Origin of the sequence: Mesorhizobium shangrilense (genome assembly GCF_040537815.1) — a bacterium.
GTDB lineage: Bacteria > Pseudomonadota > Alphaproteobacteria > Rhizobiales > Rhizobiaceae > Mesorhizobium > Mesorhizobium shangrilense.
Window position 1 is genome coordinate 2138449 of the sequence record NZ_JBEWSZ010000001.1, and the last position, 21398, is coordinate 2159846.

Here is a 21398-nt window from a genome sequence, read left to right on the forward strand (position 1 = left end):
TCAGGGATCACGCCGCGCAGCGAAACTTGACCCTAATCACTGGTCGTCCCATGTAAATTACGCACTATTTTGTAACCAGGATCGGCCCATGAAGGATGTCGTCTCACGCTGTCCGATCGAAGAGGCGATGCGTGTGCTCAGCGGTCGCTGGCCGACATTGCTCCTCTACTATCTGAAGGATGGAACCAAGCGATTCAGCGAGTTGAGGCGCGACAATCCGACGGTGTCGCACCGCATGCTGGCGTTGGAACTGCGCAAGCTGGAGGATGCCGGGATCGTGCGACGGACCGCGCATTCAGGCTATCCGCTCCGCGTCGATTACAGCCTCACGGCAGCGGGGCGCAGTCTTGTTCCGCTCATAGACGCCTTGGGCGCATGGTGGGAGCGCACCGGGGATGATCGCACCGATCCGATTGCTTCGAACCAGGAAACAGGCCTGGGAACAGCAGCCTAGAGATTTTCAAGCCCAGGCGTCGAAACGCCAGAATCTAGCCTGGCGAGTTGAAAACCGCCTCGATGTGATGGCCGTCGGGATCGATGACGAAAGCCGCGTGATAGTGCGGGCCATAGTCTGGCCGGGGACCGGGCGCGCCGTTGTCACGGCCGCCATGAGCGAGTGCGGCGGCATGGAAGAGAGCAATGCTGTGGCGATCCGGGGCCGCGAAGGCCAGATGAAAACCCGGACCCGGCGGACGCTGGCCTTGCGGGCGAAGCTTGATCGCCAGCTTGTCGCCGCCGCCGGCAACGCCATAGCCTACGGCCTGATCGGGTCCATCAGGTCTGAGATCTTCCCAGACCCGCTGGTAGCCAAGCGGCGCAAACACTGCATCGTAGAATGCCACCGAGCGCTCGATATTCGAAACCCCAAAAGACACGTGGTGAAGCATGTTGCGGAAATCCTTGTCTTTGATCGGCACAGTCGATTGGTTTTTGCCGGCTCTCCCAGCCGACGCAGCCTAATTCAGTCAGCGTGATCGCCGGCGAGCCGCCCGAACATCCGGAAATCATGGAAGTCTCCCTTGAACCACGCTTTCTGCCGGAGTGTTCCCTCATAGCGGAATCCGGATTTTTCCAACACACGGTCCGATCCGGTATTTCCGGGCAGCGTCCATGCCTCGATGCGGTTGAGGCCGAAGAACCTGTGGCCGCAGACGGCGACCGCAATGGCGGCCTCGGTCATCAGGCCTTTTCCCCAAAAATCAGGATGCAATTCATAACCGATCTGGCCACACTTCCATTTTGCCTCGAAGTGGTTGTATCGGATCGCGCCAGCCAGCCGTTTCGACTCCCGATCCTCGATCATCCAGGCGCATCCCTTGCCGCTGCCGAACGCCTTTGCCATCCATTTCATGACCCGCTCTACATGGGCCTTGTTCGGTGTGGTCGGCCAGTTCGAAAAGCACGTAACATCGGGGTTCGACAGGATGCGGCCGAAAGCAGTGGCATCCTCCTGCAGAGGCGCACGCAACACCAAACGCTCTGTGGACAGGGTGGGAAATGTACGGACAGCCGTTCGCATCAGGTCCTCATATCGTATGAACTCTCGGGTCTGCTGGCGGATGCCAGGCGCGCGTCCAATCTATGCAAAGCGGCCAGCGGAATCTCCACTCGCCGCTTATTCTGGCGCAAATTTCGTCCCCTGCCCGCCAAAAGCCATGATCGCGGCTATGTGAGGCAGCCATGACCCCTGCAAAAAACGCTGATGACGCCCGCTCCCCCGTGAACAGACGAATGCTGATCAAAGCCGCCGGCTTTATCGCATTGGCCGGGCTTGCCGCGTGCGGCACCGTCTCGCTTCCGGCCGGCGAAGGCGCCGGCGCTTCATCGTCCGCGGCCGCCACGCTTGCCGGAATCCGGACTGCCGGCGGGCTTGGACCGCTGGCGCCCGATCCACAACTCGAACAGGCGGCCCTGCAACAGGCCAAGTACATGGCGCGCAGTGGCCGCATGAACCATACAACAGGCTGGGGCAAGGATTTTGCCTCGCGCGTCAAGGACAACGGCATCACAGGTGCGGCCGCCGAGAACATCGCCGAGGGGCGATTCGACCAGCAGAAGCTGCTCGATATCTGGATGAATTCGCCGGGCCACCGCCGCAACATGCTCGACCCGCGCTTCACGCGCTTTGGCCTCGCCTATGTCCGTGACGGGCGCGACAATGCTGTCCGCTACTGGGCGCTGGTGCTCGGAAAGTAGGCTCCCGGTAGGGGTGCACAGTCGGCCCTACTTGGTCGTCGCCTTGAACTTGCCCATCAGATGCGGACCGGAAATCCTAGTCCATGTGCACGGCAGGCGCCCCGCCGCCGGCCGGCGCCCGCGCCGGCTTGCGCAGCAGGAAAACAAACGGGATGGCAAGCAGCGTCATCATCATCAGCAGCTTGAAGTCGTTGACGTAGGAGATCATCATCGCCTGGATATTGACCATGCCATCCACCTGTGAAAGCGCTGTTGGATCGCCGCCGGCGGCGGCTGGCGAGGCCGCCCACAGATTCGGGTTGAACGGGTTGATGAAGGCTGACAGCTCCGCGTGATTGACCTGCGTGTTGCGGACCAACAGCACCGTCACGACAGACACACCGATGGACGAGCCAAGATTGCGCACCAGGCTGAACAAAGCCGTGGCATCGGTGCGGAAGCGCGCGTCGAGCGTGGCGAAGGCAATGGTGGACAGCGGCACGAACACCATTCCCATTCCCAGGCCCTGGATGACGCCGGAGCTGATGATCAGCCAATTGTCCATCTGAGGCGTGAAGCCCGCCATCGTATAGAGCGATTGCGCGGTCAACAGAAAGCCGATGACGACGAGAATCCTGGCGTCGATCTTGGTCATCAGCCGCCCGACGACCAGCATCGAAACCATCGTGCCGACACCGCGTGGCCCCATGACGAGACCTATGGTGATGGTGGGATAGCCGAAAATGACCGACAGCATTGGCGGCAGCAGCGCCATGCTCGCCAAAATGAGCACGCCCATGACGAAGATGAACGCCAGCCCGGTCACGAAATTGCGGTCGACGAAGATCTTCGGGTCGATGAAGGGGTGTTCCGCCGTCACCGAGTGAATGATGAACACCCAGAAGCCGGTTATGGAAAGACCGAGCTCGATCCAGATCTCGACCGAGGAAAACCAGTCGACCTCGCCGCCGCGATCGAGCAGCAGCTGCAGCGCGCCGACACCAAGCGAGAGCATGGCGAAGCCGAAGAAATCGAAGCTTCGGATGCGCCGGGCAACGCTTGGAAGATACGCGGCCATGCCGAGGAAGGCGATGATGCCGACCGGCAGGTTGATGAAGAACACCCAGCGCCAGTTGAAATTCTCGGTCAGCCAGCCACCCAGGGTCGGGCCAAGGATCGGCCCCAGCATGATGCCGGCGCCCCAGATGGCCATCGCCTGGCCGTGGCGCTCCTTCGGGTTGATGTCGAGCAGGAAGGTCTGCGACAGAGGCACGATCGCCGCACCGAACACGCCCTGCATCAGCCGGAAGAACACCATGGTCTCCAGGCTCCAGGCGATGCCGCACAGCATGGAGAAAACGGTGAAGCCGACCACTGCCGTCAGGAACAGTTCCTTGCGGCCGATGCGGTCCGCCACCCAGCCGGTCACCGGCGTCATGATGGCGGCGGCAACGATGTAGGAGGTGAGCACCCAGTTGATGTTGTCCGGAGAGGCGCCGAGATCGCCGGTCATGGTTGGCAACGCGACGTTGGCGATCGTCGTGTCGAGCGCCTGCATGATCGTCGCCAGCATGAGCGCGACCGTGATCAGGCCGCGGTGCGGCACTTCCTTGAAGGGTTCTGGCGTGCTCATGGTACGGAACTTCCAACCGGTAACAAAAACGTGTACGCTGGGATTCCGGGCGGCGAAGCCTTGCTTGTGGAAAGACACTCATCGCGGTGGGACGCGAGTATCGATGTGGGGGTTACATCGACAGAGTGGCTGTTCACATAGGGCGTTCGCCGCCCGGAAACCGAAGGCCCAAAGGGGTTGGCGTTGAACGGCCCAGGGCTCGATCAGGCACAACAGAGCCCAACTCCAGCACCTCTACCCTCCCCCGACCGCCCATCGGACCAATCCTGCCTTTCATCCGCGCTCGCGCGCAGCGTGCGTTCTGACCGCAGCCGACTATTCGGCCTCACTGGCGGTGGCATGACCGAATATGCTCGGAAACCCGCGGGAAACGCCGGTATCGACGGTGACGTCCGCGCTCATGCCCGTGCGCAGCATCATCTTGGATTCTGGATCAGTCAGTTCCAGGCGCACCGGGATGCGTTGGGTGACCTTGACCCAGTTGCCGGTGGCGTTCTGGGCCGGCAGCAACGAGAATTCCGCTCCGGTGCCGGCACCTATCGCCTTCACCGTCGCTTCGAATTTCCGCCCCGGATAGGTGTCCACGACGATTTCCGCCTTCTGGCCGGGCTTCATGTGGGTAAGCTGCGTTTCCTTGAAATTGGCGTCGATCCAGGTGTCGCCGGTCTCGACCAGCGAAAACAGCGGGGTGCCCGAGCCGACATACTGGCCGACCTTGAACGAAGACGCCCGGCTGATGACGCCGTCGGCGGGCGCCTTGACCGTGGTCTGCGCCAAGTCGTAGGCAGCCTTGTCACGCGCGGCCAGCGCGGCCATCACGGTCGGATGCTTGTCTGTCTCGATGTCGGGATTGCCGGCAAGTGCGGCCTTGGCGCTGAGAATGCCTTGCTGGGCTACAGTCAATTGCTGCTTGGCCTTGTCGAGGTCATTCTTGGCCTGATCAAGCGAAGACTTGGTATTGATGCCCTTCTGGGCAAGGTCCGAAGCCCGGTCGAATTGCGACTGTGCATAGTCCATTTCGCTGGTGGCGGACTTTTCCTGAGCCATCGACTGGCTGTAGGCGGCGCGAAGCTGCTCGACGCCAACGCGCGCGACCGCGACCGCCGCATCGGCCTGCGCCAGCGCGATCTGATAGGGGGCGGGGTCGACAACAAAGAGCACGTCACCCTGCTTGACGACCTGGTTGTCCGCAATGCCAACCTGAACGATACGGCCCGCCGTGTCCGAAGCGATCGCCACCTTGGCCTGCTGCAGATTGGCGTTTTCAGTCTCCTGGTAACGGCCACCGGTGACCCAGACATAGCCGCCGCCGGCAACCAGAGCCAAGGGGAGTGCAGCCATCAGCAGCAAACGGCCGAAACGGCGCTTCTTCTCCGGCGCGGCCGAGACCGGCTGCACTGGGGGAGCGACAGCCACCGGGGCAGCAGCCGGCTGGACCGGCGCTTCCATTTCCAGCTTGGTTGCGTTCTCATCTATCTTGGCTACCGCGTTCATGCTGCTGCGCCTTCCGCACTCTTGTTTTTGTCGCTGGACGGCTCGTCGTCAGCGAGATTCTGCACCATCGCCTCAAGTGCCGTGATGAGGACGCGGCGGGCTTCCGGCGATACGCCAGACAGCGACTCTTCATAGACTTCGCCGGCCATGCTCTTGATCTTGGCATAGGCCTCGCTCGCCTTCGGCGTCGGGAAGATCATGCGCACACGCCGGTCGGCGGCATCGGAGCGGCGCTCAATCCAGCCGCCTTCCTCCATGCGATCGACCAGACGCGAGACGCTGATCGGCTCTATTTCGAGCAAATCGGCAAGGCGAGCCTGCGTTATCCCCTCTTCCTTGGCGACACGGACCAGAAGCCGCCATTGCGCCGAAGAAAGCCCAAGGCCACTAGCCCTAGCCTCGAAGCGCTTGCGCATCAGGCGCTGCACATCGTGGATCAGGAACCCCAATCTGTCTAAACCATCAGAAACCATGAGCGAGATATATAATAAGCGTGCTTAGTATTCAAGATACCTATCGCGCCAGAAGCGGATAAATATGCACGGCAGCCCTGCAATCCGGCCGCACGTCATGAATGTCGGAGCGCCCTGCTCCAGGCAGGTAAATCCGACATCCGGCGGGGTTCCACGCCCAAAGAGAAGGGGTCGCTGACGCGCCGTTCGACAAAACCGCAGCCGCGGTTGCAGCAGCGGTTCCCGGTCGTGTATGGCGGTCGATGAAGACAGACTATCGGGAGGAAGACATGAAACTTGGACTACTGACTGCTCCGTTTCCGGACGTGCCGCTGGCCAGCGTCGCGGACTGGGCGAATTCCGCCGGCTTCGAGGCGCTGGAAATCGCTTGCTGGCCGAAATCAAGCGGTGCGGCCCGTCGTTACGCCGGCACCGCCCATATCGATGTCGCCGCGATTTCAGCATCGGAAGCACGCGATATCGCCGCTTCGCTCGAAGCGAAAAACCTGTCGATCTCCGCGCTCGGCTACTACCCGAACCCTTTGCATCCGGACGCCGCCCACCGGCAGGCCGTCATCGAGCATCTGAAGAAGGTCATCGTGGCCGCCGGCAGGATGGGCGTTGGCCTGGTCAACACCTTCTGTGGTGGCGATGCATCCAAAAAACTGGACGACAACTGGCAGGACGCGCTGACGGTCTGGCCTGATATCATCGCCTTTGCCCGCGACAACAACGTCAAGCTGGCGTTCGAGAACTGCCCGATGATCTTCAGCTACGACGAGTGGCCGGGTGGCCACAACATCGCCTACTCGCCACTGATCTGGCGCCGTATCTTTGAAGCCTGGGGCGGTGACGTCGGGATGAATTTCGACCCCTCGCACCTGATCTGGCAGATGATCGACCAGGACCGATTCATCCGCGAGTTCGGCGTCCACATCGTGCACGCGCATGCCAAGGACCTGATGATCGACCGCGACGGCCTTTACGAGCGCGGCATTCTCTCTGCCGGCATCGGTTGGCAGATACCGCGCATGCCGGGTCTGGGCGAAGTCGACTGGAGTGGATTCTTCTCAGCGCTTTATCGGGCGGGCTATGACGGGCCGGTCATTATCGAGCATGAGGATCGCCGGTTCGAAGGCAGCGACGATCTGGTAAAGCGCGGCTTTCTTTTGGCCCGTGACGTGCTGCGACCCTTCGTCAAATAACGACCGCGACCGCCGCGTGCCAACCAACATTGATGTTGCGCGTTCGCAGCCGCTGACTGATCTTTCAGAGGCGGTTGCGGACAAGCATCGTCACGACGAAGAAGGCGCCGACCGAACTGGTGATGATGCCGATCGGCAGTTCCTGGGGCGGCAGCAGTGTGCGTGCCAGGAGATCGCTGGCCAGCAACAGGATGGCTCCGAACACGGCGCAGGCCGCGACCAGACGCAGATGCAACTGGCCAGCCAGTGGCCGGGACAGATGCGGGATCATCAGCCCAACGAAGCCAATGACGCCGGCGACCGACACAAGGATGGCAGTCGAGAACGCGGCGACGAGGAACGTCGTCCTGCGCATCCGCGCCACCGGGACACCCAGACTCTCGGCTGCGTTCTCCCCGGCCAGGAAAGCGTCGAGCTTGCGGTGGTTCCACAGCGCGTAGCCGAGAATGGTGCCCGACCCCAGCACGGCAAGCGCGATATTGTCCCACCGCGCAAGCCCGAGCCCGCCCATCGTCCAGAACAACACCGAGTGCGCCGCGCGCTGGTCGCCGGCGAAGACGAGATAGTTGGTCAAGGCCGTGAAGATGAACGAGACGGCGAGCCCGGCGAGGATCAGCCGTTCAGGCCCTTGCCCTCTCACCCGGGCGACGAGCAGCAGGACGACGGACGTTGCCAGTATGCCGCCCGTAAAGGCCGCGACCGGTAGGGTCCAGATGCCAAAACTGTCGCCGAAGACGGTGATCACGGAAACCGCGCCGGCGGCGGCTCCCGACGAGAGGCCGAACAGGAATGGATCGGCGAGGTCGTTGCGCGTCACGGTCTGCAACAATGCACCGACGACGCCCAGTCCCGCGCCAACGCAAATGGCCATGATCGTGCGCGGCAGCCGCAGATCGACAACGATCTTTCCGACGGGGCCTGACACCGCGTGCCCGTCCAGCCCGACCGCATGTCCGAGCGCTGCAATCACGTCCGACAACGGTATCAGCGTCGAGCCATAGGCGATCGACAACAAGGCGAGAGCAGCGATCACCGCCGCTCCCGCCGCCATGGCCAATCCGAATGCCTTGTGGGGCAAGCTCAGAAGGCTTCCGGGTGCATCGCCTTGGCGATCTTCTCGATCGCCACGATGTTGGCTGGCCCAGGCGTCAGCTCGGCGTAGCGCAGGGCGACGAAACGCTTGTTCTTCACCGCATCCGTCTCTTTCATGGCCGAGTGGACCTCCAGGAAATCGAGCAGTTTCTGGTAGCCGCCGCCGTCCTGATAGTCGAGCAGGATCAGGAATTGCGGATTGCGCGACGCCACTGTTTCCCAGTCCGTCGTGCCCCAGCTGGTCTCCATATCGGCCATGACGTTTTCGCCGCCGGCGGCGGAGATCATGGCGCTGGGGATCGCGAACTTGCCAGCGGTGAAAGGCTTGTCGTCGCCGGAGTCATAAAGAAACACACGCGTGCCCTTGCGGTCACCGACCTTTGCCGTGATGTCGGTAAGCTGCTTCTGCCAGCCCGAAACAAGCTCTTGCGCCTTCGCTTCCTTGCCGAAGATCTTGCCCAGCTTTTCGACGTCACCATAGAGCAGGTCCATCGACGCGGCGGGGCGGTTCTTGTCGAGATGGACGCAGCTCTCCGTCAGCACCAGTGTCTTGATGCCGTACTGAGCGAGTGTTCCGGGCGTCACCTCGCCACCCGGCTTCATGCCGTAGTACCAGCCGGCAAAGAAGAAATCCGGATCGACCGCGACGAGGTTTTCCATCGTCGGGTACTTTGGCGCAAGTTCCGGGATCGAACCCTGCTCGGCCGTGAATTCGGGGCCGACCTTATACCATCCGGTGATGCCGGTGAGGCCGACGATCGAGGGCTGCAACCCGAGAGCGAAGGCCATCTCGGTCATGTTGAGGTCGTGGATGACAGCGCGCTTCGGCGCGGCGTCGAACGTCAGCGGCTTGCCGCAGCTGTCGACGGTCACCGGAAAGGCAAAGGCGGTCGTGGACAGCAATGACAAGGCAAGGGAGAAGACGAGGCGATTCACGGATGTAGCTCCTTTTGGGTGAGAATTCGGATCAGGATGGCGACAAGGCGCGGTTCGGCACTTCGAAGACCGTCAGTTCGCGATCTTCGGTTGGATGCCGCAGGCGAAACACATCGACGCCGAAAATCTCGCGGATCAGTTGCTGGGTCAGCGCCTCGCGCGGCGCCGCGAGCGCAAGCAGCCGGGCCCGATCCATGACCGCGACCGTGGTAGCGAACGGCGATACCAGCGACAGGTCGTGCAGCACCGCAATCACGGTCATGCCCAGCCCGGCGACGAGCTCGAGCAGCTCGCTGCGGGCGCGCGGGTCGAGATGGTTGGTCGGCTCGTCAAGGAACAGGATTCTTGGCTCCTGCGCGATGGCGCGCGCAAGCTGGGCACGCTGCCGTTCGCCGCCGGACAGCGATCCGATGGATCGGCCCAGCAGCGGTAGCAGACCGGTCCTGCAGAGCGCTTCCACGACGATGTCGCGCTCCTCGGCCCTTCGCCGCAGGCCGGCATGCGGAATCCGTCCAAGCTCGACATAGTCGATCACGGCTAACCGTGGATCGGGTTGATCGGTCTGGCCGACGACGGCCATGTGAAGCGCGCGCTCGGCCGCCGAAATCCTGTCCAGCCGGCGCCCGGCGAGCTTCACCTCTCCGGAACTTGGCCGCAGCATGCCGGACAGCATGCGCAGCAATGTGGTCTTGCCGGCGCCATTCGGACCGATGATGGCAAGCCGATCGCCGGCCGCCACCGAAAGGCTTACCGCGTCCACCAGACGCTGACCATTGGCTATCGCTGTCACGTCGCTCGCTTCGAGAAGAGCCACGGTCATATCCCGACGCCCGCCGCACTATTGGAGCCAGGGATGCGGGCCAGTGTCTTGTCGGCCAGCCCGGCCGGACGTTGCCCGGAATTGCACCAGCCGTCGGCAAGCGACGCGTAGAGTTTTGCGAATTCCAACAGTTCGACTGCATCGGTTTGCCGGTCGATGGGGCCGAAAAGATAGGACGCTTTTCCCGCCGCCTGAAAGGCGACCGTCAGCGGTCGGGCGCAGCCTGCCATGCAGGCGATGCCTTCGACCGCATAGTCCAGGAGAGCCATCTCGCTGTCAGCCGAGAGACGGGAACGCAAGTCCGCGCACAAATCCTCGCCCGTCCTGGTCCCGGTCGCGGGATCGCGGCAAAGCGTGCATACGATAATGCGGTGGATGGCCTGGGAGGCGTCCAACTTTCCGTCACTTTCTCAACTGGCGACGGAAGGAAGTCCTGGCAATCGGTCGACAAGACCGACGGCCACGTCTCCTCCCGGTACACCCCGTCCGGTCAACTCATGCTGATGGCAGGTCTCCTGGCTCGCGGGTCGTTGCGCCATCCTGCCTTCCCAGCCTTGCCGGCCAGTGGCATTTCGGATTTTGCTCGCCGCTTACAGTTGCGGGGGCAGCCACGGCCTCGATCCAGACGGATCTCACCGCGTTCCCTTTTCACCCCTCGCCTTTCGGCGCGGGGACCATCACCGCCCCACCGTAGTTTTCCCCCGAGCCCATCGCAATGATTTTTTGATGAACCGCACCTTCCGGATCGCTGGTTCTTCAAATTAATGTTATGTAATATTATTACTAAGACAATATTGCCTGCACGTCAACCCTTTGGTCCGTCGGGCGCTCGCTGAATTCGACCCGCGGCATCAACGCTCGTGCCACTCCGAGCTGTTGGGTCACGTGCCGAGATGGTTTCGATTTTGCGCGATGCGCAATTTCGATCAAACTGGCCGTGAGGCCGGGTGTCACAATGGCCGCGTCAATTGCGAGGAGATGCATGAACCCGACCGAAAAAGCATTGTGGTTCGTCGAAAGCCATCTGCCGGAAGCGGTCACGCTCGACGACATCGCTGAGAGGAGCGGTGTATCGCGCTTTCATGTAACGCGCGCTTTCGGGGCCGCCACGGGCCGCTCGGTAATGGGCTACATGCGCGCGCGCCGGCTGACAGAGGCGGCGCGCAAACTTGCCGCCGGAGCGCCGGACATCCTCTCGGTCGCGCTCGACGCCGGCTACAACTCGCATGAGGCGTTCACCCGCGCCTTCCGCGACCAGTTCGGCACCACGCCGGAACTGGTTCGCGCGCAGGGCAACCTCAAGAACCTCCATCTCGTGGAGCCAATCCTGATGGACCAGTCGTTCCTTGTCACTCTCGAACCGCCGCGCTTCGAAACCAGCCGCGCCTTTCTGATCGCCGGTCTAGGCGAGCGCTACAGCTGCGAGACCAGCGCCGCCATTCCGATGCAATGGCAACGCTTCGGCCCCTACATCGGCAACATTCCCGGCGAAACCGGCGACATCGCCTACGGCGTCTGCGTCAACGGCGATGACGCCGGCAATTTCGACTACATCGCCGGCGTCGAAGTGTCCGACTTTTCCGACCTGCCCAAGGAGCTTTGCCGAGTCCGGGTGCCGGCTCAGAAATATGCCGTCTTCGCCCATCGCGAGCACATCTCGACCATTCGCCGAACGGTCAATACGATCTGGAACAAATGGCTGCCGGTGTCCGGCCATGAGATCGCCGACGCGCCCGAATTCGAGCGCTATGGCAGGGAATTCAATCCTCGTAGCGGCGATGGCGGACTGGAGATATGGATACCGGTCAGGGGGTAGAGCCCCGCAGATCGTGTTCGGCCACAATTGCCGAAACACGATCACATTGCCGCCATTCATTCCACGGTGATGGCGACCTCATAGAGTCCGGGATGAGCCTGCCCTAATGCCTTGTTGCGCTCCAGAAAACCATTTTCCTGCAGATGCTTGAACACGCGGCGCATAGCCGCCTCGTCCCGCGCCTGGGCATAGTTGACGACACGACTGCCATCGAGGCCGCGGTGCAGGCTGGCCGACATCCAGCCGGGCACGGCGCGGCAGCTTGCGGCCGCTTCCCGCAAGAGGCCGATCAGCGCCTGCTGGCCGCCTTCGGGCACGGTGAAGACATTGATCTGGGTAATAACGCCGGTATTGGCGCGAATGATGGGCATGGACTTCTCCTTCGGTGAGCGCCTGGCACACGAAGGGACGCCGACAGGCGAAAACTCCGCACGCCAAGCTGGGCGTAAAGCACGCCCTCAGCTTGCCGTGGGTTCCCGCATGGGAGGGAACGGAGCTTCCATTGGTTGGAAGGGAGCGGGCTTACCTTTTGCCGTTCCAAGGTCCTTTTCGACGGCTTGTCGTAGCATGTCGAATTGTGGCCAACAATTACCCTGGATGGCCGAGGCCACGGCAAGATCGACATTTCAGCAGAGCCTATTTGGAGAAAACCATTCTTTGTTCGCAGAGTGTTGGCGCGCCTTGACTCTGGCCAGCCGCGAGCCTATTTCACCGCCACGTTAGCACTCGCCATTGGTGAGTGCTAACCACAGGTCCGGCGCCGCCGGATAGAGGAACTGTTCTCACCGTTCTCATCGAGGAAGAAAACATGGCAAAGTCGAAGTTCCGCCCGCTTCATGACCGCGTGGTCGTTCGCCGGGTCGAATCCGAATCCAAGACCGCCGGCGGGATCATCATCCCGGATACGGCAAAGGAAAAGCCGCAGGAAGGCGAAATCATCGCCGTCGGCTCCGGCGCTCGTGACGAAGCTGGCAAGCTCGTCCCGCTGGACGTCAAGGCTGGCGACCGCATCCTGTTCGGCAAGTGGTCGGGCACCGAAGTCAAGCTCAATGGCGAAGACCTTCTGATCATGAAGGAATCCGACATCATGGGCATCATCGGCTGAATATCGGCCTCACCGTCAACTGAATTTCGGGCTTGATCCCAAGCCCCTGCCAGGAGCTGAAAATGGCTGCTAAAGACGTAAAATTCTCCCGTGACGCCCGCGAGCGCATGCTGCGCGGTGTCAACATCCTCGCCGACGCGGTGAAGGTCACGCTCGGCCCCAAGGGCCGCAACGTTGTCATCGACAAGTCGTTCGGCGCCCCGCGCATCACCAAGGACGGCGTCACCGTCGCCAAGGAAATCGAGCTTGAAGACAAGTTCGAGAACATGGGCGCGCAGATGGTCCGCGAAGTTGCTTCGAAGACCAACGACATCGCCGGCGACGGCACGACGACCGCGACCGTTCTGGCGCAGTCGATCGTCCAGGAAGGCCACAAGGCGGTTGCCGCCGGCATGAACCCGATGGACCTGAAGCGCGGCATCGATCTGGCCGTCACCGAAGTCGTCGCGGCGCTCGGCAAGGCTGCCAAGAAGATCAAGACCTCCGAGGAAGTTGCCCAGGTCGGCACGATCTCGGCCAATGGCGACGAGTCGGTCGGCAAGATGATCGCGGAAGCGATGCAGAAGGTCGGCAACGAAGGCGTCATCACGGTTGAGGAAGCCAAGACCGCCGAGACCGAACTCGAAGTCGTCGAAGGCATGCAGTTCGACCGCGGCTATCTCTCGCCCTACTTCGTCACCAACGCCGACAAGATGGTTGCCGAGCTCGAGGACGTCTACATCCTCCTCCACGAGAAGAAGCTTTCCAACCTGCAGGCCATGCTGCCGGTCCTCGAAGCCGTCGTGCAGACCTCGAAGCCGCTGCTCATCATCTCGGAAGACGTCGAAGGCGAGGCTCTGGCCACGCTGGTCGTCAACAAGCTGCGCGGTGGCCTGAAGATCGCCGCCGTCAAGGCGCCAGGCTTCGGTGATCGCCGCAAGGCCATGCTGGAAGACATCGCCATCCTGACCGGTGGCCAGGTCATCTCGGAAGACCTCGGCATCAAGCTCGAGAACGTCGGCCTCAACATGCTCGGCCGCGCCAAGAAGGTGTCGATCTCCAAGGAGAACACCACCATCGTCGACGGCGCCGGCAAGAAGGCCGAGATCCAGGGCCGCGTCGCCCAGATCAAGCAGCAGATCGAAGAGACCACTTCGGACTACGACAAGGAGAAGCTGCAGGAACGTCTGGCGAAGCTCGCTGGCGGCGTTGCCGTGATCCGCGTCGGCGGTGCGACGGAAGTCGAAGTCAAGGAAAAGAAGGACCGCGTCGATGACGCCCTCAACGCGACCCGCGCGGCCGTGGAAGAAGGCATCGTTGCCGGCGGTGGCGTTGCCCTGCTGCGCGCTTCGGCCAACATCAAGGCCACCGGCGCCAATGCCGACCAGGCCGCTGGCATCAACATCGTTCGTCGTGCACTGCAGGCTCCGGCCCGCCAGATCGCTGCAAACGCCGGTGCGGAAGCTTCGATCGTTGCTGGCAAGATCCTTGAGAACAAGGGCGCGACCTTCGGCTACAACGCCCAGTCGGGCGAATATGGCGACATGATCGCCATGGGCATCGTCGACCCGGTCAAGGTCGTGCGCACGGCTCTTCAGGACGCGGCTTCGGTCGCCGGCCTGCTCGTCACCACCGAAGCCATGATCGCCGAAGCTCCCAAGAAGGACTCGGCTGGTGGCGGCATGCCTGGCGGCATGGGCGGCGGCGGCATGGGCGGCATGGGTGGAATGGACTTCTAATCCAGCCAACTGGCTAAGCTTGAGAGAAGGGCGGCAGAGATGCCGCCCTTTTTGTTATGTCGATAGTCAAGATCCCAGTTTTAAATCGCCGTTAACCATCAATCGCGAAACCCCTTCCCTCCTTGCGGCAAGTGCAGCGGGCAATCGATCGCGGTTATCTTGAACAACACCGGCTACTTATGCAGTTCCAGGTCAGTTGATGGCCCGCCTTTCGGGCCTTTTACCAACAAAATCAGTGGCGAAATCGAGCCCTCGTCAACGCACGAAATATGTCGCGAAGCCGATTTTTAACAGATGCGCGGTTACTAAAAGAGCAGTTCACGCCAAGGTTGCGTCGGAGTGCATCGCTTGTTCATCAAGGCAGACATCGCCCGGATTTTCGGCAGATTCGCGGGCAACCGCAACGGCAATGTCCTCATCATCTCGGCGCTGGTGATGCCGGTGCTGATCGGTATGGCCGCTCTCGTGACCGAATATGGCAGCGCCCTGGTCCAGCAGGCTCAGAACCAGCGTGTCGCCGACCTGTCGGCCTATGCGGGCGCGCTCGCCTACAACACGACGAAGTCAACGGACCAGATGACGGCGGCCGCGGTCAACGTCGCCGCTCTCAACGGTGTTCCGGCAGCGAGCGTCACGGCGTCGCTCATTGCTTCACCGAAAACCACCGGCGTCAACGCCGTCACGGTCTCGATCAGCACCCAGCAGAACCTGCTGCTGGCACGCGTGCTGCAAAGCCGGCAGCAATTGCAGATCACGTCGAACTCGGTTGTCGAGGTCGGTGCTCAGCCACAGACACCCGGTTGCGTTCTGGCGCTCAACGGTACCCAGACCGGTGTCACTTTGAGCGGTGGCACCACCATCACCGCGCCCAAATGCACTGTTTCGTCCAACAGCACGGTCACGGTCCCCTGCGGCACCTATATCTCGGCAATCGGCGTCAACTACAACTCCACGACGGCGCCCAGCCAGCCTTGCGGCGGCATCACCGGCCCGAACGGCGCGGCGGCGGTGATTGCCAAGAAGTCGACAGCCGATCCATTTGCCGGCAACGCAGCTGTAACCGCGGCTGTCGCCCGCATCGCATCCGTCACGGCACTTTCGGTGACCACGCCACCGACGGCGCCAACCAATACCACCGGCGGTGACCTGACCTTCGGATGGGGCACAGCCACAAACACGCAGGCGACCGCCATTGGCTGCACGGCAACCTTTTCCAGTTCAAGTTCGACCTGGACGCTCGATTGCACCGGCAAGAGCACGGTGAACATCGGCAACATAACGATTGCCGGCGGCATCAATCTCAACTTCGCCACCAACGCCGCGGCCACGACGACATACAACATCGCCGGGGACCTGACGACAAGCGCCACCACAAATTTCGGCCCTGGCATCTACAACTTCGCCAAGACGCTCAACACAGCCGGAAACACGACTTTTGGCGCAGGCACCTACAATATCGGCAAGCTGCTGACCACCACCGGAACCACGAGTTTCGGCGCCGGCACGTTCAACCTGACCAAGGGCTTGGCCGCCGCCGGCACCACCACCTTCGGTGCTGGAACTTTCAAAATCGGGATGAGCGACAACGCCTGCAGCGGCGGAGGGCGCGTGAGCGTGTGCAATGGCGGTGGCGGCAATCTGACTTTTGGGGGCCCAAGTGTCTTCGAGCTACCCGGAGGTTATAGCAATCAAGGGGGTGCGACAGTGATTTTCGGATCAGGCACCGCCAACAGCTTCAAGATCGGGCCCGGCAGCAATGGTGACGCGATAACGCTTGCTGGCGGAGCCACGGCCATCATGGCGGATACCACCGGCGGCAACGGCGTCTTCCAGGTCGTCGGCAATGTGAATGCCGGTGGCGGCGGCAGTTGCTTCGTCATCAGCGCGGCGGCCCAGCACGACATTTCCGGAAACTTCATGGCCTCCGGCGCGGTATTGATGGGCGCCGGCGTCTATACGGTTGATGGCTATTTCACCCTGGGCGCCAATGGCGGTGGCAGCGCCAATTGTGGCGGCAGTTCGATCAGCGTCAGCGGCACAAACGTCACATTGGTACTGTCGGGAAAAGCCAAGGCCACTTCAGGAAGCTGCAGCGGCTATGTCTTTTGCGTCGCCGCGGGCTACAGCAACATCGTGCTGACAGCGCCGCAGACAGGCGCAACGGCAAAACTGGCCGTGGTCGGCCCCACTTCGACATCCAACACCGGTGGCGCAACATTTACCCAGGGCGGTTCCAACACCCAGATTTCCGGCGCGTTCTATTTCCCCTATGGCCCGATCACCCTGAGCGGAGGGGCCAACATAGGCTCGACAACGGATACGACGAAATGCCTGCAGATCATTGGCTCGAGCATCACCCTGTCAGGCGGCACCGCCGCGACTTCGGAATGTATCGCCGCTTCGGGGGCAACCGCCAGCAGCAAAGTGAGCTTGGTTCAGTGAAGAAGATGCTATCCTTCAACTTCGACCTGTCTGGTGTATCGCAACGCTCATCGTTCTTGCGCTTCCTGTCTCGTGAGACAACCGGCGTTTCGGCTGTCGAGTTTGCGTTGGTCAGTCCGATACTGCTGCTCATTCTTGCAGGAACCGTCGATATCGGTGGTTCGCTGAAAGCAAAGTTCGAGCTGAGTACGGCGGTTTCCGCCGGATCCAACTATGCTCTGCTCAATGGCGCGAATGTCGGTTCCGCCGGCGGCAGCGCGCTGGCCAACAACATCGTCGCCGTGACCGCAAGCGGGCTCGGAAGCAATGGCGGCAACGTCCAGGTCGTCATCAACAATGGCGCATCGACGTCCCTCAACGCCAGCACCTCCGTCACGACCCAAACCGGAACCGCCTCCAATGCCGACCAGTGCTATTGCCCAACCAATTCTTCGGGCAGCATCACCTGGGGGTCTCCGATGACCTGCGGCAGCATCTGCAGCGGAGGCGGCATGGCCGGAAAGTTCGTGACGATCTCGGCAAGCAAACCCTATTCACCGCTCTTCGGCGGCCTCGGCGTTGTCCAGGGCGGCAATATTACCGTCCAGTCGGTCGTACAGCCACAATGAAGCGCCTCACGTCGTTTTTACCGAACACTTCAGGCGCTAGCGCTGTCGAGTTCGCATTGCTTTCAGTGCCGCTGCTGCTGGTATTGATGGGAACCATCGAGTTCGGCCGCATGTATTGGGCCCAGCACGTGCTGGAACAGACCGCAACCGCTGGGGCGCGTTGCGTCGGCGTTCTCCTGCCCGGGTGCACGCAGAACGGCGTCTATAACGCCGCAAGCACAATCACCTACATCAGCGGTATCGCCGCGACTGACGGCATTGCGCTGGCCAGCACGAACATCGCCGTCAACAACAACACCAGTTGCTCGGGTCTGTCCGGCTTCTCGACGGTCAAGATAACCTACACATTCTCGACCGCGCTGCCGAACTTCCTCACGTCCCTGGCGAGCGGCCCCAATCTCAGTGCGCAGGCCTGCTTTCCCAACCAAGGCGCGTAGAACCGTCTTCCAGCATATCGGCCCCGCGGACGGTCCTATCTATCCGCCAAGGTAAGCTTTGCGTCTGTCGCATCAACGCCCCGTGTCAGCCGCCCCGTGCCCAAGACAGCGCTTTCAATCAATGCGGCGACCTCATCGGCAACAGCCAATATCGGCGCACGATCGCGGGTGGCGCGCGCGATCACCATCAGCCCTTCCAGCGATGACTCGACAAGTACCGCCAATGCGTGCGCGCGGCGCTCGGCCACCCCTGCCCTGACAAAAGACGCCTGCAGAAGACCGATCCATTCCTGAAACGCCGATCGGCAAAGATCGGCCAATTCCGGCACATCCGTCGGCGCATCAAGCACCACGGGGGCGATCGGACAGCCAAGCGTGAACTCGTTCTCCTCCAGCATGCGGCCAATGGCCTGGTAGATATGGTGTACGGCGACCGCCGGATCGGCCTCGGCGGAGAGCGCCTGGCCCAGTCTTTGCGTTACCTTTTCAACGCTGTCGCGCGTCACCTCGATGACCAATTGGTCCTTGCCGCCGGGAAAGTGAAAGTAGAGCGACCCTCTCGGCGCGCCGCTGGCGCTCAAGATGTCGTTGAGCGACGTGCCGTGATAGCCGCGCTGCCTCAGCAGCAGCGCCGTGGCCTCGAGCATTCGGGTGCGGGTGTCCTTGGCCATGTCAACCTCTGTCAGGAGCTTCCATTATAGGCATTGCGCCTAATATGACAATCGGTCTACATAATATGCAGATCGGTCTACATATTGGAGGAGCCAACATGCTGAGATATCGCCTTGAAGGACCGGGCGGGATTGAACACCTGATGATGCACGAAGAAGAGCAGCCTGCCCCGAAAGCATACGAGATCGTCGTACGCATCCGCGCCACCTCCCTCAACCGCCGGGATACGATGATCGTCAATGGCACCTATCCGCTCACCCCGCGCAAAGACGTGGTTCCGTTGAGCGACGGCGCCGGCGAAGTTGTGGCCACCGGCGATGCGGTCACCCGCTTTGCCGTCGGCGACCGCGTGACCGGCAGCTATTTCGCACGCTGGATCGACGGCCAGATCAACGCCCAACTCATCGATCAGCTAGGCTGCACGCTGGATGGCATGTTGAGCGAATACGCCGTTCTCGACGAGCAATGGGCGGCAAAATTGCCCGATCACCTTGGCTGGCATGAAGCCGCGACACTCAGCTGTGCCGGAGTGACCGCCTGGAACGCCGTCACCGGCGCCAAGTCGCTCAGACCCGGACAATGGGTGCTGGTAATCGGCACCGGTGGCGTGTCGCTCTTTGCCCTGCAGTTCGCCAGGATGCTGGGCTGCCGGGTTGTCGCTGTGACCTCGCGCGCCGGAAAACAAGAGAGATTGCGGGCGCTTGGCGCCGACCACGTCGTCATCAGCTCGGAGACGCCCAAGTGGGGCGCTCTGGTGCGCGAATTGACAGGCGGCATCGATCTGGTCGTCGAGACCGGCGGGCCGGCAAGCTTCGAACAGTCCCTGATGGCAAGCACGCTTTACGGCCACATCGTGCTGCTCACTCTGCAAGACTCGAAAGGCGGATCGATCCAGCTGCCGGCGGCACTTTATCAGCGCAGCCTCGCCACCATCAGCCGGCTCTTCGTTGGCAACCGTACCAGTCTCGAAGCGATGCTTCGCGCCGTCGGCACGCACCGGCTATCGCCCGTCGTCGACAGCGTCTTCCCTTTCACCGAGGCCCGTCAGGCCTACCGCTATTTCCAGCAGGGCGACGTGTTCGGGAAGGTGGTCATCGACGGCGCAATCCCCACCCAACAGTGAAGTGAGGAGATAATATCATGAACATTCATGCAGACGACCAATCCACACAGACGGCCGAGATCATGCGCCGGTTCAACGATGTCTTTCAGCTGCAAGATCCGTCGGCGCTGCCCAGCCTGATCGCCGAGCACTGCGTGATCGAGAACACTGGGCCGGCGCCTGACGGCGCCCGCCATGTCGGGCGACAGGCCTGCGTTGGGCTTTGGTCGGCGATCGCCACCGCGCCAAATACACGCTTCGACCTCGAGGAAACGTTCGTCGCCGGCGAACGGGCGACGATCCGCTGGCGCTACTTCACGGCCGACGGCAATTCCTTGCGCGGCGTCAATCTCATGCGCGTCGAGAACGGGCTGATCGTCGAGGCGATGGGATACGTAAAGGGATAGGGGCTGAGCCCAGGCACGCGAGACTGCCACGCAAAGATTACATGACAGGGTCGAACGTCACCTGTGTGACCGCACGAGCCGTCAACGGCCTGGACCCGGAATCTCGATCAACAATTCGAGATTCCGGGCGAGTCCGCGTGATTATTGGACGATCCTGCGCAGTTTCACGGTGGTTTTGGGGCTGTTCTGTATTGTCTGAAAGATCACGCAATAGCGGTCGGTGAGTTCAAGCAGCTGATCAAGTTGATGCTGCGGAGCGTCGGTCATGACATCGAACCGCAAGCGGATCTCCTTGAAACCGACGGGGACACCTGCGGTCACGCCGAGCGTGCCACGAAGATCGACGTCGCCTTCTGCAGAGATCTCGGCCGATTTGATCGGAATTTCGAGCACTGCCGCAGCAGCCCTCATCGAGACACCGGCGCATGCGATCAGGGCCTCCAGAAGCATGTCGCCAGAACAGAGTTCGTGACCGCTGCCGCCGGCCTTCGGATGGATGCCAGCCAGCGCAAGTCCGTGTCCGGTCTCGACCTTGCAGGTCACGGTGGAGTCATCGGCGGTCCCTCTGGCCTTCAGAGTAAGAAACGCGGCTTGCGCATCGTTGCTGTAGAGATTCTTGATCGGCGCCTGTGTGGCGCGGAACGTCGCGATATCCATGTATGTTCTCCTGTTGTGAATTGTCATCGTCAAGAACGATGGCAAATCGCCTTGACGCTACTCCGGCACGGCCACGCCGGAGCCTCCGAGTTCGGCAGGAAAGTCCTTGAGCTTGGGTAGTCCGTCCTTCATCGGCAGTACCGTTTCGGCATAGTTGACATGGACCGCCGGGCTGAATTTCACGGTCGGTATCGTGGCCGCAAAGACGTCAACCAGTCCGAGCAGCGGATGCCCTGTCATCAGATGACCGCCACATTTCCTGCAGAACTGACGATCGCTCATCTCGGATTTTTTGAAGCCGGATAGAAACTCCGCGCCTTTCGTGACCTTGACGTTTTCAGGCTTCCACAGCGTGAAGGCATTTACGGGAGACGCCGACCACGAACGACAGGAATTGCAATGGCAATAACCCATTGCCTCGGCAGTTCCCTGCACCTCGATTTCGACGGTGCCGCAGAAACACCGGCCCTTATGTAACGCCATGACTTTGAATCCTCATCTTGTTGCTTTTGACAGCGCCCAGCACCTTCGTTGGTTTCAACCGCGCTCAGCGCCCCTGGGGATTTAAGACTTTTGGCCGCGAACTGAATGACTGGACGTCCGCGTTGCTTGACAGGGCGTCCGGAA

General features: G+C 61.6%; 24 protein-coding genes and 1 riboswitch. Of the genes, 11 read left to right on the plus strand and 13 right to left on the minus strand.

Annotated features, from left to right (window positions below; genetic code table 11):
- Positions 1-88 precede the first annotated feature (88 nt).
- Complete coding sequence (locus tag ABVQ20_RS10805; protein ID WP_354459483.1) at positions 89-454, plus strand: winged helix-turn-helix transcriptional regulator; 366 nt, start codon at positions 89-91, stop codon at positions 452-454.
- A 34-nt stretch (positions 455-488) separates the two neighbouring features.
- On the opposite strand, the gene ABVQ20_RS10810 is transcribed toward ABVQ20_RS10805, so the two are convergent.
- Complete coding sequence (locus ABVQ20_RS10810; RefSeq protein WP_354459484.1) at positions 489-887, minus strand: VOC family protein; 399 nt, start codon at positions 885-887, stop codon at positions 489-491.
- Between the two features lie 74 nt (positions 888-961).
- Entirely contained in the window at positions 962-1519 is a 558-nt protein-coding gene (locus ABVQ20_RS10815; RefSeq protein WP_354459485.1) for a GNAT family N-acetyltransferase, read from the minus strand.
- 161 nt (positions 1520-1680) lie between these two features.
- On the opposite strand from ABVQ20_RS10815, the gene ABVQ20_RS10820 reads away from it, so the two are divergent.
- A complete protein-coding gene (locus ABVQ20_RS10820) occupies positions 1681-2196 on the plus strand; it encodes a CAP domain-containing protein (protein WP_354459487.1) in 516 nt (171 codons plus the stop codon).
- 76 nt (positions 2197-2272) lie between these two features.
- Here the strand turns inward: ABVQ20_RS10820 and ABVQ20_RS10825 are convergent, their stop codons facing one another.
- The 3 genes from ABVQ20_RS10825 to ABVQ20_RS10835 form a co-directional block, all read right to left on the minus strand.
- A complete protein-coding gene (locus tag ABVQ20_RS10825) occupies positions 2273-3808 on the minus strand; it encodes a DHA2 family efflux MFS transporter permease subunit (RefSeq protein ID WP_354459488.1) in 1536 nt (511 codons plus the stop codon).
- A 315-nt stretch (positions 3809-4123) separates the two neighbouring features.
- Positions 4124-5302: an HlyD family secretion protein gene (locus ABVQ20_RS10830; RefSeq protein ID WP_354459489.1), complete on the minus strand. Its 1179-nt coding sequence runs from the start codon at positions 5300-5302 to the stop codon at positions 4124-4126.
- Positions 5299-5775: a MarR family winged helix-turn-helix transcriptional regulator gene (locus tag ABVQ20_RS10835; RefSeq protein ID WP_354459490.1), complete on the minus strand. Its 477-nt coding sequence runs from the start codon at positions 5773-5775 to the stop codon at positions 5299-5301. Before ABVQ20_RS10835 ends, ABVQ20_RS10830 begins: the two co-directional genes overlap by 4 nt.
- Positions 5776-6044: 269 nt before the next feature.
- Here ABVQ20_RS10835 and ABVQ20_RS10840 point away from each other — a divergent pair, with 269 nt between their 5' ends.
- Positions 6045-6959 (plus strand): sugar phosphate isomerase/epimerase family protein, encoded by a 915-nt coding sequence (locus ABVQ20_RS10840; RefSeq protein ID WP_354459491.1) that lies wholly within the window; start codon positions 6045-6047, stop codon positions 6957-6959.
- A 64-nt stretch (positions 6960-7023) separates the two neighbouring features.
- Here the strand turns inward: ABVQ20_RS10840 and ABVQ20_RS10845 are convergent, their stop codons facing one another.
- Genes ABVQ20_RS10845 through ABVQ20_RS10860 form a run of 4 tightly spaced genes read right to left on the minus strand, consistent with a single transcriptional unit; the run spans position 7024 to position 10202 of the window.
- A complete protein-coding gene (locus ABVQ20_RS10845; protein ID WP_354459492.1) occupies positions 7024-8010 on the minus strand; it encodes a FecCD family ABC transporter permease in 987 nt (328 codons plus the stop codon).
- 29 nt (positions 8011-8039) lie between these two features.
- The gene (locus tag ABVQ20_RS10850; protein ID WP_354459493.1) at positions 8040-8987 is read right to left on the minus strand and encodes an ABC transporter substrate-binding protein; all 948 of its coding nucleotides are present in this window, start codon (positions 8985-8987) and stop codon (positions 8040-8042) included.
- Positions 8988-9018: 31 nt separating this feature from the next.
- Complete coding sequence (locus tag ABVQ20_RS10855; protein ID WP_354459494.1) at positions 9019-9807, minus strand: ABC transporter ATP-binding protein; 789 nt, start codon at positions 9805-9807, stop codon at positions 9019-9021.
- Positions 9804-10202 (minus strand): DUF1636 family protein, encoded by a 399-nt coding sequence (locus ABVQ20_RS10860; RefSeq protein WP_354459495.1) that lies wholly within the window; start codon positions 10200-10202, stop codon positions 9804-9806. Before ABVQ20_RS10860 ends, ABVQ20_RS10855 begins: the two co-directional genes overlap by 4 nt.
- Positions 10203-10295: 93 nt before the next feature.
- Positions 10296-10501, minus strand: a riboswitch (cobalamin riboswitch).
- Between the two features lie 288 nt (positions 10502-10789).
- Between ABVQ20_RS10860 and ABVQ20_RS10865 the strand changes: the two genes are divergently transcribed.
- Positions 10790-11623 carry an AraC family transcriptional regulator gene (locus tag ABVQ20_RS10865; protein ID WP_354459496.1) on the plus strand — a complete coding sequence of 278 codons (834 nt, stop codon included), beginning with the start codon at positions 10790-10792 and terminating at the stop codon, positions 11621-11623.
- A gap of 56 nt (positions 11624-11679) precedes the next feature.
- Here ABVQ20_RS10865 and ABVQ20_RS10870 read toward each other — a convergent pair whose 3' ends face one another.
- On the minus strand, positions 11680-11994 hold the full coding sequence (locus ABVQ20_RS10870; protein WP_354459497.1) for an antibiotic biosynthesis monooxygenase family protein: 315 nt from the start codon (positions 11992-11994) through the stop codon (positions 11680-11682).
- Between the two features lie 437 nt (positions 11995-12431).
- Between ABVQ20_RS10870 and groES the strand changes: the two genes are divergently transcribed.
- The 5 genes from groES to ABVQ20_RS10895 all read left to right on the plus strand — a co-directional run bounded on the left by groES (position 12432) and on the right by ABVQ20_RS10895 (position 17933).
- Complete coding sequence (groES, locus tag ABVQ20_RS10875; RefSeq protein WP_006203049.1) at positions 12432-12728, plus strand: co-chaperone GroES; 297 nt, start codon at positions 12432-12434, stop codon at positions 12726-12728.
- 62 nt (positions 12729-12790) lie between these two features.
- On the plus strand, positions 12791-14446 hold the full coding sequence (gene groL / locus ABVQ20_RS10880) for a chaperonin GroEL (protein ID WP_354459498.1): 1656 nt from the start codon (positions 12791-12793) through the stop codon (positions 14444-14446).
- A 348-nt stretch (positions 14447-14794) separates the two neighbouring features.
- Positions 14795-16888 (plus strand): pilus assembly protein TadG-related protein, encoded by a 2094-nt coding sequence (locus tag ABVQ20_RS10885; RefSeq protein ID WP_354459499.1) that lies wholly within the window; start codon positions 14795-14797, stop codon positions 16886-16888.
- Between the two features lie 5 nt (positions 16889-16893).
- A complete protein-coding gene (locus ABVQ20_RS10890; protein WP_354462158.1) occupies positions 16894-17496 on the plus strand; it encodes a TadE/TadG family type IV pilus assembly protein in 603 nt (200 codons plus the stop codon).
- Positions 17493-17933: a TadE/TadG family type IV pilus assembly protein gene (locus tag ABVQ20_RS10895; protein ID WP_354459500.1), complete on the plus strand. Its 441-nt coding sequence runs from the start codon at positions 17493-17495 to the stop codon at positions 17931-17933. The genes ABVQ20_RS10890 and ABVQ20_RS10895 overlap by 4 nt, the downstream gene beginning before the upstream one ends.
- Positions 17934-17968: 35 nt before the next feature.
- Here the strand turns inward: ABVQ20_RS10895 and ABVQ20_RS10900 are convergent, their stop codons facing one another.
- Complete coding sequence (locus ABVQ20_RS10900) at positions 17969-18604, minus strand: TetR/AcrR family transcriptional regulator (RefSeq protein WP_354459501.1); 636 nt, start codon at positions 18602-18604, stop codon at positions 17969-17971.
- Positions 18605-18702: 98 nt separating this feature from the next.
- Between ABVQ20_RS10900 and ABVQ20_RS10905 the strand changes: the two genes are divergently transcribed.
- Positions 18703-19728 carry a zinc-dependent alcohol dehydrogenase family protein gene (locus tag ABVQ20_RS10905; protein WP_354459502.1) on the plus strand — a complete coding sequence of 342 codons (1026 nt, stop codon included), beginning with the start codon at positions 18703-18705 and terminating at the stop codon, positions 19726-19728.
- A gap of 17 nt (positions 19729-19745) precedes the next feature.
- Positions 19746-20114, plus strand: a complete 369-nt coding sequence (locus ABVQ20_RS10910) for a nuclear transport factor 2 family protein (protein WP_354459503.1) — start codon at positions 19746-19748, stop codon at positions 20112-20114.
- A gap of 141 nt (positions 20115-20255) precedes the next feature.
- Here the strand turns inward: ABVQ20_RS10910 and ABVQ20_RS10915 are convergent, their stop codons facing one another.
- Both ABVQ20_RS10915 and ABVQ20_RS10920 read right to left on the minus strand, forming a co-directional pair.
- A complete protein-coding gene (locus ABVQ20_RS10915; protein ID WP_354459504.1) occupies positions 20256-20771 on the minus strand; it encodes an OsmC family protein in 516 nt (171 codons plus the stop codon).
- A gap of 57 nt (positions 20772-20828) precedes the next feature.
- Positions 20829-21254 carry a GFA family protein gene (locus ABVQ20_RS10920; protein ID WP_354459505.1) on the minus strand — a complete coding sequence of 142 codons (426 nt, stop codon included), beginning with the start codon at positions 21252-21254 and terminating at the stop codon, positions 20829-20831.
- Positions 21255-21398: the final 144 nt, after the last annotated feature.

Coding starts and splice junctions, on each gene's coding strand:
- ABVQ20_RS10865 (WP_354459496.1), top strand. CDS start 10,790: ATGAACCCGACCGAAAAAGCATTGTGGTTCGTCGAAAGCCATCTGCCG.
- ABVQ20_RS10810 (WP_354459484.1), bottom strand. CDS start 887: ATGCTTCACCACGTGTCTTTTGGGGTTTCGAATATCGAGCGCTCGGTG.
- ABVQ20_RS10855 (WP_354459494.1), bottom strand. CDS start 9,807: ATGACCGTGGCTCTTCTCGAAGCGAGCGACGTGACAGCGATAGCCAAT.
- ABVQ20_RS10915 (WP_354459504.1), bottom strand. CDS start 20,771: ATGGATATCGCGACGTTCCGCGCCACACAGGCGCCGATCAAGAATCTC.
- ABVQ20_RS10905 (WP_354459502.1), top strand. CDS start 18,703: ATGCTGAGATATCGCCTTGAAGGACCGGGCGGGATTGAACACCTGATG.
- ABVQ20_RS10890 (WP_354462158.1), top strand. CDS start 16,894: ATGCTATCCTTCAACTTCGACCTGTCTGGTGTATCGCAACGCTCATCG.
- ABVQ20_RS10900 (WP_354459501.1), bottom strand. CDS start 18,604: ATGGCCAAGGACACCCGCACCCGAATGCTCGAGGCCACGGCGCTGCTG.
- ABVQ20_RS10830 (WP_354459489.1), bottom strand. CDS start 5,302: ATGAACGCGGTAGCCAAGATAGATGAGAACGCAACCAAGCTGGAAATG.
- ABVQ20_RS10840 (WP_354459491.1), top strand. CDS start 6,045: ATGAAACTTGGACTACTGACTGCTCCGTTTCCGGACGTGCCGCTGGCC.
- ABVQ20_RS10820 (WP_354459487.1), top strand. CDS start 1,681: ATGACCCCTGCAAAAAACGCTGATGACGCCCGCTCCCCCGTGAACAGA.
- ABVQ20_RS10815 (WP_354459485.1), bottom strand. CDS start 1,519: ATGCGAACGGCTGTCCGTACATTTCCCACCCTGTCCACAGAGCGTTTG.
- ABVQ20_RS10920 (WP_354459505.1), bottom strand. CDS start 21,254: ATGGCGTTACATAAGGGCCGGTGTTTCTGCGGCACCGTCGAAATCGAG.
- ABVQ20_RS10895 (WP_354459500.1), top strand. CDS start 17,493: ATGAAGCGCCTCACGTCGTTTTTACCGAACACTTCAGGCGCTAGCGCT.
- ABVQ20_RS10870 (WP_354459497.1), bottom strand. CDS start 11,994: ATGCCCATCATTCGCGCCAATACCGGCGTTATTACCCAGATCAATGTC.
- ABVQ20_RS10835 (WP_354459490.1), bottom strand. CDS start 5,775: ATGGTTTCTGATGGTTTAGACAGATTGGGGTTCCTGATCCACGATGTG.
- ABVQ20_RS10805 (WP_354459483.1), top strand. CDS start 89: ATGAAGGATGTCGTCTCACGCTGTCCGATCGAAGAGGCGATGCGTGTG.
- groES (WP_006203049.1), top strand. CDS start 12,432: ATGGCAAAGTCGAAGTTCCGCCCGCTTCATGACCGCGTGGTCGTTCGC.
- ABVQ20_RS10910 (WP_354459503.1), top strand. CDS start 19,746: ATGAACATTCATGCAGACGACCAATCCACACAGACGGCCGAGATCATG.
- ABVQ20_RS10845 (WP_354459492.1), bottom strand. CDS start 8,010: ATGGCGGCGGGAGCGGCGGTGATCGCTGCTCTCGCCTTGTTGTCGATC.
- groL (WP_354459498.1), top strand. CDS start 12,791: ATGGCTGCTAAAGACGTAAAATTCTCCCGTGACGCCCGCGAGCGCATG.
- ABVQ20_RS10825 (WP_354459488.1), bottom strand. CDS start 3,808: ATGAGCACGCCAGAACCCTTCAAGGAAGTGCCGCACCGCGGCCTGATC.